The sequence below is a fragment of the Alcanivorax sp. HI0083 genome (genome assembly GCF_001635175.1).
The window spans coordinates 1-1,829 of record NZ_LWFX01001284.1 but is presented as its reverse complement, the minus strand read 5'-3'; the positions used below and the strand labels follow the sequence as shown (position 1 = coordinate 1,829).

General features: G+C 58.4%; 3 protein-coding genes. 2 read left to right on the top strand and 1 reads right to left on the bottom strand.

What is annotated here, in order from left to right:
• Positions 1-258 (top strand): transposase (locus A3754_RS19045; RefSeq protein WP_156497090.1); only part of this gene is annotated, 258 nt, incomplete at its 5' end.
• A 50-nt stretch (positions 259-308) separates the two neighbouring features.
• Here the strand turns inward: A3754_RS19045 and A3754_RS19040 are convergent.
• Positions 309-1,418 (bottom strand): S-(hydroxymethyl)glutathione dehydrogenase/class III alcohol dehydrogenase, encoded by a 1,110-nt coding sequence (locus tag A3754_RS19040; protein WP_063520956.1) that lies wholly within the window; start codon positions 1,416-1,418, stop codon positions 309-311.
• Positions 1,419-1,593: 175 nt separating this feature from the next.
• Between A3754_RS19040 and A3754_RS19035 the strand changes: the two genes are divergently transcribed.
• On the top strand, positions 1,594-1,829 hold a 236-nt coding region (locus A3754_RS19035; RefSeq protein ID WP_156497089.1), incomplete at its 3' end, for a LysR family transcriptional regulator.

Genomic DNA, 1,829 nt, shown 5'->3' with positions numbered 1-1,829 from the left:
GTTCACGTGAGAGACTCAGGCACCAAAACCGGCAAGCGAAAACTGACCAAGAAAGGGGACTCAGAAGCTCGCAGGCTGCTTTACTGCGCGGCCATGGCCGCTCGCCGGAGCAAGCGTTGGGCAGGGGTCTATCAGGCTTATCTGGATCGAGGGCTGGCAACTACCCAAGCGTTAGTCATCCTGGCGCGCAAACTGGTTCGTATCGCCTTCGCGCTTATGAAAAATGGCACCGACTATCAGCCGGCCCCTGCCTCATGAAGACTGGGGTGGACAACATAGAATCTCCTACGGTCGGAATTTATTGCCTCTTAAAAAAGAATGACCGAACGAATGCTCTTGCCTTCGTGGAGCAAATCAAAGGCAGTATTGATCTCGTCCAGGCCCATGGTGTGGGTGACGAATTCATCAATCTTGATTTCGCCTTTCATGTAGCGATCCACGTAACCGGGTAATTCCGTGCGGCCTTTGACGCCGCCAAAGGCAGAGCCTTTCCAGACCCGGCCAGTGACCAGCTGGAACGGGCGGGTGGAAATTTCTTCGCCGGCACCGGCCACGCCGATAACGATGGATTCGCCCCAGCCCTTGTGACAGCACTCCAGAGCAGAGCGCATCACGTTCACGTTGCCAATGCACTCGAAGGAATAATCCACGCCGCCGTCGGTGAGCTCGACAATCACTTCCTGGATCGAATCGTTGTAATCCTTCGGGTTGATAAAGTCGGTGGCGCCGAACTGGCGGGCCAGGGTTTCCTTGGCCGGGTTGGTGTCGATGGCGATGATGCGTTCTGCCTTGGCCATCACCGCGCCCTGAATCACCGACAGGCCGATGCCGCCGAGACCGAACACCGCAACGGTGGATCCGGCTTCTACCTTGGCGGTATTGAGTACCGCGCCAATGCCGGTGGTAACGCCGCAACCCAGCAGGCAGATCTTGTCCAGCGGCGCTTCCTTGCTGACCTTGGCCAGGGAAATTTCCGGCACTACGGTGTACTCGGAGAAGGTGCTGGTGCCCATATAGTGATGCAGCAGTTTACCGTTCAGGGAAAAGCGGCTGGTGCTGTCGGGCATCAGGCCCTGGCCCTGGGTGGCGCGGACCGCCTGGCAAAGATTGGTCTTGCCGCTGAGGCAGAATTTGCACTGGCGGCACTCGGCGGTATAGAGCGGAATCACGTGATCGCCGGGTTTCAGGCTGGTGACGCCTTCACCCACTTCCTGCACGATGCCGGCGCCTTCATGGCCGAAAATGGAAGGGAACAGGCCTTCTGGATCTTTCCCGGACAAGGTGTAGGCGTCCGTGTGGCAGACGCCGGTGGCGACGATCTGTACCAGCACTTCACCGGCCTTGGGACCGGCCACGTCGACTTCTTCAATAACCAGAGGTTTGCCTGCTTCCCAGGCCACAGCGGCGCGTGATTTCATGATGACTCCAACAATAATGGCATTTGGGTGGTGGCCAGACTCGGCGCAGACGGGTTGATGTTATGTCCGTCGCTTGACCAGTCTACCGGACCACGGATAGCTGGATTCACTATACGCAGACACGAATCAGGCTATAAGGCACAATTCGGCAATAGATTATTGTTCAGGAGCAACAATGCAGCATTGGGACCGAATTGAGGCCTTCGTGGAAGTGGTGCGCCTGGGCTCCTTTGCGCGCGCCGCCCGGGGCCTGGGGGTATCCAGCTCCCATGTGAGCCGGCTGGTGGCGCGGCTGGAAACCCAGCTGGGTACGCAGTTGCTGTACCGCACCACCCGGCGGCTTACGCTGACGGATGCCGGCGCGGTTTACTTCGAGCACTGTTGTCAGTTGTTCGATGGGTTTCAGGAGGC

Bases quoted from the DNA above. Each gene is read 5' to 3' on its own strand.
- A3754_RS19040 (WP_063520956.1), bottom strand. From the start codon at position 1,418: ATGAAATCACGCGCCGCTGTGGCCTGGGAAGCAGGCAAACCTCTGGTT.